Source organism: Deltaproteobacteria bacterium (assembly GCA_018668695.1).
Classification (GTDB): Bacteria; Myxococcota; XYA12-FULL-58-9; order XYA12-FULL-58-9; family JABJBS01; genus JABJBS01.
On sequence record JABJBS010000396.1, the window covers coordinates 1 to 7,100 of the forward strand.

General features: G+C 49.5%; 6 protein-coding genes. All 6 read right to left on the minus strand.

From position 1 onward, the window contains the following. A partial coding sequence (locus HOK28_23470; protein ID MBT6436069.1) for a hypothetical protein occupies positions 1–2,197 on the minus strand: 2,197 nt, incomplete at its 3' end. A gap of 123 nt (positions 2,198–2,320) precedes the next feature. Continuing rightward, entirely contained in the window at positions 2,321–4,687 is a 2,367-nt protein-coding gene (locus HOK28_23475) for a penicillin acylase family protein (protein ID MBT6436070.1), read from the minus strand. Next, positions 4,671–5,345 (minus strand): acireductone synthase, encoded by a 675-nt coding sequence (mtnC, locus tag HOK28_23480; protein ID MBT6436071.1) that lies wholly within the window; start codon positions 5,343–5,345, stop codon positions 4,671–4,673. The genes HOK28_23475 and mtnC overlap by 17 nt, the downstream gene beginning before the upstream one ends. Continuing rightward, positions 5,346–5,882, minus strand: coding sequence for a cupin (locus HOK28_23485; GenBank protein ID MBT6436072.1), 537 nt, complete (start codon positions 5,880–5,882; stop codon positions 5,346–5,348). Between the two features lie 6 nt (positions 5,883–5,888). Next, positions 5,889–6,518: a methylthioribulose 1-phosphate dehydratase gene (locus tag HOK28_23490; GenBank protein MBT6436073.1), complete on the minus strand. Its 630-nt coding sequence runs from the start codon at positions 6,516–6,518 to the stop codon at positions 5,889–5,891. Positions 6,519–6,529: 11 nt separating this feature from the next. Continuing rightward, on the minus strand, positions 6,530–7,100 hold a 571-nt coding region (locus HOK28_23495), incomplete at its 5' end, for a lamin tail domain-containing protein (GenBank protein MBT6436074.1).

Consider the following 7,100-nt stretch of genomic DNA (forward strand, 5'->3'; position numbering starts at 1 on the left):
AGCCTATCTTGATTTCATTGGTCCCGTTGGGCAGGAGATTTAAATCCGAATATCGAAACACTGGCTTTGGCAGCCGTTTATTACGACGGTGCTCTGAAGGACGATAAATCGAAAGACCTTTGGGGGTGCCGTAATAAACTGCGCCCGTACTGTCCACATAGACCGACTGCAGCCACCAGACTTCATTATCCACCAAGCCATCGGTTCGGGTTACCACACGAACAACTTTCAATGTTTCAGGGTCGATTTCAGCCATTCCGGCGTTGGTGCCGACCCAAATGTGCCCTGTGGTAGGAGACTCATAAAGACTTACCGAGAAGTTATCCGGTAAGCCTTCCTTCACAGTGATAGCTCCCTCGAGCCCCATCGTCTTCGGGTCAATTTTAAGGACACCTTGGTCCGTACCGAGCCAAAGTGCACCTTTGCGAAGCAACATGTATTCAACATCACCCGTGGGAGCCCCCATGGACGGTCCCCAGCTTGCTTTAAAGCTGGGCTCTTCGTCCTCTGCTCGCCTGTAACCTTTACGGTTAAGAAGCTCACTCATTGGACGCGTGGACATAAAGATGCCCTGGGCTTCAGTGCCAGCAAGCATATAGCCCGCATCATCGACAACAATACTTTGAATGCTGCTCTCAGCCATCAAGCCATCTTTATGATCAAAAATGGTCCAAGCCCCATCATCACTCCAACACTCAACATGCCGAGCACCGGAAAAACACATCGCCTCACGCCGCGGCTCATTTGCCCTGGGTTCTCCTTGCGTAAAGGATGTGCAGGAATAGCCGCGTGGACTTTTCCAGTCACGAAGAGACAACGTAACCTTTTCTCCTGCTATTTTAATTTGACGGTGTTCTGTGAACCCTTTGGGTTGACTACTTCCAGCAAAGCTTAAAACTCCGATGCTCGAAGAAGCATTGAACCAAAGTCTACCTTGCTGGTCACTGCACTGAATCCCAACATTCGATTCCTTTAGGCCGTCTTTAGCGTCGAGAAAATCGACCAACCCATCTGGAGTCCGAACGACCAAACCTTTGTTCGTACCCACCCACATAGAGCCCGGTACCGGCTTATCCATGACACGAACTGTTCGTACACCAGCACTGGGAAGGATAGGACGCTCACCGGTCTTGGAATCGGCAGTGTAGGTCTCGAAAGCTTTGTAGTTTTGCTGCAGCTTAGAAACGCCACCAGACTGAGCAATCCAAATATTCCCTTCGGGATCTTGAAGAACTCCATTAACAAGGTCGCCAATGAGCCCGTTCTTACGAGAAATCCGGCTATAAGATTCACCGTCAACACCGTCGGGCGAATAGTAAACGCCACTGCCATCGGTACTCACCCACAAACTGGCATCGACACCCTCGCTTATATTTGCGATGCCTGAAGGTACCTTTAGAATTTCTTGAGCCCTTATGCCCTTGCCTTCACTATTCTCTACTACCTTCAAGAGACTGCCCGAGCGGCAACCCAGCAAGGTTTCGCCTGTGGAGGCTTGAAAAATACTACGGATCTCAACGCATTCATTTTCGAACACAAAATTTGATTGCTTTGCAAAGTCGCCATTGAGATTAAATCGCGCCACCTCATACTTGTCGGTAACAACCCAGACCTGCCCATCTTGATGCATCGAGATGAGGTCTGTTTGCCCCAATCCGTTTTCACTCAGGCTTAGAATGCGTACCTGAAGACGACCATCGGCATCATAGCTATACCGCAACACCTCGGATTTATCCGCAATCCAAACGCCGCCATCGGCACCCATTGCCATCGCATTTCGCTTACTGGCCGGTTTCTTCGCAAACTGAAGACCATTGAGTTCGGTCGTAAAAGCAAGACGCTCTCCCGATCCATATTCAAGAATTGGTTTTGTCGAGACTGCGATACCGTGCCGCGTATGGACCCAAAGGCGCCCCTTTTGATCTTCTAGCATTCCCACCGTAGAGTTCGCTGGCAATCCGTCCGCCGAGGTATAGACCTCAGAAGTATGACCGTCATAACGAAACAAGCCTGATGAATAGATGACAAACCAAAGGAAACCTTGGCTATCGAGCATCATATCGCTGACTGATGCCGATGGAAGAGGATTCAGGTCGTTATCAACCGTGTAGTGGACAAAGGGAAGCTGCTGGCCGGCGGCTGGAGCCGCCAGGACGAGAGAGATGATAAACGACATCGTGCAACTCGCACGGTTCACGTCGAACTCCGTAATCAAATTCTTATGACAATAACTACGCTACCACCCAAAGCTTATGCAAAGACGCAGCCATGTTCAAACATAAGAGCTACCCATTAAATGTAAGATATTCACAAGTCGATCCTACCAAACCAGCAATTGCTGGCTCACCTGGTTGTTCTTTATAGCCTCATCCGTGAAGTACATGGGCCGCAGCTTACCTGCCACCCAAGCTTCAATAGGAGCCGGGGTCTCATTGTGCTCAACATCGCGCTGGCCGCCCGGCAAGCTTCCCAGCCCACGCGGAGGGTCTGAAAGCTCCACCACAAAACGCATACTTGCCGCGGAACGGACCCCAAATGGTCCCTCACCCTCTTCCGACGCCTTAGCCACGGTTCTCTCCGAGCCTCCAAGCGGGTAAGGACCTAAGTCCCATCGCGAATCACCCGACGTCGACCGAAAGGTTAACTGGTGATAGTTACCCCACGCCCAATTCTTAAAATCAGGCTCCAACGGACCCAAATGATCTTCGAGCTGCTCAACTGTGCGGCTTAACGAATCGCGAAGTGCTTGTTCAATCTCCACTGACAGGGGCAGTTTTCCCTGAAGAGCCCGGTGCAAACTGTCCACCGGTGGGCGAAAAGTATTTTTTGAAAGAGGAATATCTTCTAAGAGCTCCAGCTCCTCTGCAAATATTAAATCTTTGAGAGCTCGTTTCCAAACTGCAAAAACGGTCATCGCCGCAGCATCCAAAGTGGCTTTGAGATCCCAGTCTTCCAGTAGTTTTTTAACCGACTCCAGTTTGGCGTCGCCTTGAGAATCGAACATTTTTAACATCGCGGGCAAGAGTATTTTTGCCTCTGGCACAAGAACATCAAGTTGCATCGTCTGAATTTCCGCCAATGAATGCTTGTCCCTAGACTCAATCATATCCTCGATTCGGCGGGCTCTAAATCCCCGGCGGTAACCCTCGCCAAAATAGGAACCGTTCCATAACTTCGCAGGCATCGGCATATTATTAGAGCTTACGAGATACCCTCGTTCAGGATTTATAATCGCAGGCATCTTCTCCAACGGTATAAAACCCTGCCAGTTTTCCTTCGCATTCCCACCCTGGGTTAAGCCTTGCTTACCCTCGGTACGCTGCGGCGTGAGTCCGACCTGTCTAAACCCTATTCCACCTGCACGGTCACCAAATATGAAATTGAAGCTCGGCATCACAAACTGGCTCAGGGCCTGGCTCATCTCATCCACAGACTTCGCACGGAAAATTGCGAGCACACCCGACAAACCGATTGAATCAACCGCCAATGCTGACCACTTTAGAACATAGACGTTTTTTTCATTCCCTTCGATATCCAGCGGATAAAGAATCCCCTCAGAAGAGACCTTAAAACCTCTCCAGAAAATATGCGGCACAATCGGCCCGAGGCGAACCCGTACATCAGGCGCAATCTCATGGATGGCCACCAGTTCACCTTTTGCACCAATGTAGGACTGCCCATCCTTTGATATTGGGTATGCGATTAAGTCCATTGAGTTGGTGTAGCCCAAGGTTACTCCCCAGGCGACGTGCGAATTAAAACCCGCGGGTATAATCGGAACACCGGGTACCGCATATCCGTAAACGTCAACAGATTGGTCCTCAAGCTGCAAGTGAATTTCATGCCAAGTCGCCGGATTGCGCATCGCCAAATGGGTATCATTGGCCACAATTGTATGCCCAGACTCTGTCCGTCGGCCGGTAATCGCCCAAACGTTGGAGCCACCTGAGGTGGAAGGATCATCTGAGGCCTCTAAGTCTGGACCACGCTGCTCTTGGGTGGCGGGCTTAGCACTTACATCGTCGGCATGGATAATCGTTGTCTCAAATCGGGACAAATCTTTTGAAATAGAAAACAGTTGTTCAAAGCGCTCTTCACCAAGTTTGTCTCTCGCGTAAGCGGCGTGAGCGTCTGTTACAAAAGTTCGCGTGGTCATATCTAAGCCTTGTAAGAAAGTCAGTAAGATACTGGCTTCAGCAGACCAAGGAAGCGGAGTTACCTTAAACTCCTGAAACTGATGTGGTAAATCGGTAAGCATTTCTTCTCGAGCCCGGTTCACACCCGCTGCATAATGTTCAAGTAGTTGATGCTCTTCTGTACCAACAATACTCTTGGCAACGGACTTTGCCTTTGCGGCTAACCCCATCAAGCGAACAAAGAAATCGGTCTTGAGCGTTTTCTCGCCATAACTCTCAGCCGACATCCCCAGCGCTAACCGATGCATAAAATCCATCTGCCAAAGACGGTCTTTACCGTGCACATAACCCCAGGCTGCCATGAGATTTTTTTCACCATTTGCCCGAATATGCGAGACATCGAAATTGTCCCGGGTGATCACAGCGCCTTGCTCGCCCACTTTCAAAAGAGAAGTTGGTGTCTCAGGACGCTTTGGAGTCCGAGCATCCAAGCTGCAAGCAGCGGTGGCTAAAGCCAGTAGAACAACCAGAGACTTAGAATTGAATTCCATCAAACGACGACACCTTGGTGTGAGAATCAGAGGCTACGATACTCTCATCACGAACCAATTGGGTGGCTTGATAGCCAGCAGCGACTGCTGCATCAAGCTCCTCGGCAACATCAGAGAGAAAGAGAATAGCTTTAGGCACAACACCCATGGACTGAGCTATCCGCTTGTAAGAATCCGCCTCACGCTTGTGACCCGAGGTGGTATCGAAGTAACCAGAAAAAATCGAAGTTAAATCACCGGCCATAGAATGACCAAACAAAAGCTTCTGAGCATAGATTGAACCTGAAGAGTAAACGAAAAGTTTGAGGCCCTCAGTATTCCAGCGCTTTAAAGCCTCTACAGCATCGTCGTAGATATGCCCTTTGAGCGCGCCCGAGCGATAGCCATCTTCCCAAATCAAGCCCTGCAATGCCTTTAGCGAAGTGACCTTTTTATCCTCGTCCATCCAACCCAGCAAAAGAGCGAGTACATCATCACCTGCACTAAGGCCCCCTTCTAAGCGAGCCGCTCCAAGAAGCTTAGCGACGTCATCACGCAGTTCATGCTTGGTGATGAATTCGCTCATGTGTTGTCGGGCATATGGAAAGAGAGTCTGGTGAACGAAAGCAATAGAGCTGGTCGTTCCTTCTATATCTGTCAAAACGGCCTGAATCTTCATTTATTCAAACCTTGGGTAACGCTCGGCAATGGTGTCACCGGTCATTTGTGCGACCCACCCTGCCTCATCGGTAAACAATCGAATGCATTTGAAATCTGGAGACGGGCCCATATCGAACCAATGCTTGGTATGAGCAGGCACACTTATTAAGTCGCCCTTTTCGCATAAAACGGTCATGACAATGTCGTCAAAGTGCAAATAAAAAAGCCCTTGCCCGTCGACGAAAAATCGAACCTCATCGTCGGTATGAATATGCTCATTTAAGAACTTCTCACGCATGACCTCTTTTTGGGGATGGTCGGGGTGAAGGCTGATCACATCCACCGACTGAAACCCAGAGGCTTTCTTCAGTGCATCAACCTGCTCATTGTATGCTCCCAGAATATCTTCCTGCGAAGACTCAGGCCCAAGTTCCGCACTGGCTTGCCACTGCTCGAAACGAATACCTCGCTCAGCCAGCAACTTGCTCATTTCTTGATGATCAGAAATGGAATTCGGATTGTCTGCACCACCACGGTAAATTGTTAATTCACTCATAAGCCCTCATTTCCTCTGCATCTTGAGTTCACATTCAAACAAAAACTCAAAGGCCTCAATACAGCGCCGTGCCTCTGCCACGTTCTTGCCCCATGAATATAAGCCGTGCCCCCGAATCAGATAACCTGCAAAAACCTCTGCATGAGCACGGTAAGCATTTACCTCTGCCATGAGCTTTGGAATATCTTGCTGGTTATTAAACACCGGAACGATTAAACGCGTTTGATGCGTATCAATACCCGGAAATGCCTTGAGCAGCTCATACCCCTCGAGCACGACACTCTCACCAGCCATCCTTGAAATGACCGTCGAAATCACCGAATGGCTGTGTAAGACTGAACCTACAGAGGTATCTTCTTGATACACGGACGTGTGAAGTAATGTTTCGGCTGAAGAACGTTGGCCCAAATGAAAGGAGGCGATGCGCTCCCCTTCCAAGTTAACCACCATGATCTCTTTCTCGGTTAACTCACCTTTATGAGCCCCCGAGACCGTCACCGCGATATTCTCATCATCCACACGTGCTGAATAATTACCGCTGGTCGCCGGAGCCCAGTTACGAGAATGAAAAAACCTGCCCACTGCTCGAAGCTCTTCGGCGCGTTCTATAAATGACTCAGTCTGTAAAATGGGCATATTGCCAACCTCTATTGAACGTTACAAACACCTGGCGTTGGTGCGCTTTGAATACTCCAACCAGTCGCTGAGCGCTCTAAACTGTTGCCCGAACCGGGATTATCAACTTCTCCAGTGGTGGGAACAGAACCATCATCGTCCATGTAGCCATTGCCGTTATTACCGTAAACCACTGCATCCAGTGGCACAGTAGCGGCTCCGACACTTGCCATATTCGATTCGAAAAGTCCGATCGCTTTATTCGTATTCTGGATATCTGGCGTAAAGTTTGTCTCATAATCATACACGGGAGAAAAATTGGAATCCGAACTGAGTGGGCCACCTATTACGATACAAGCTCCCGCAGGAAACACGCCGCCTAGGTCGGCACCAGCTGCGCCGTACCCACCTGAGTTGCCACCTAAGACATACCCAATTGAGTAACCGGATAGGTCTACAGATTGCCCCGTACCGTTGTAGATTTCAATCCACTCACTGCCGTCATCGCCGCCAGCCGGATTGATGAAAACTTCACTGAGTACCATCCCTAAAAGTGCTTGCTCGGTGACTTCAACATCAACAGTAACAAGGTTTCCCTTAGTC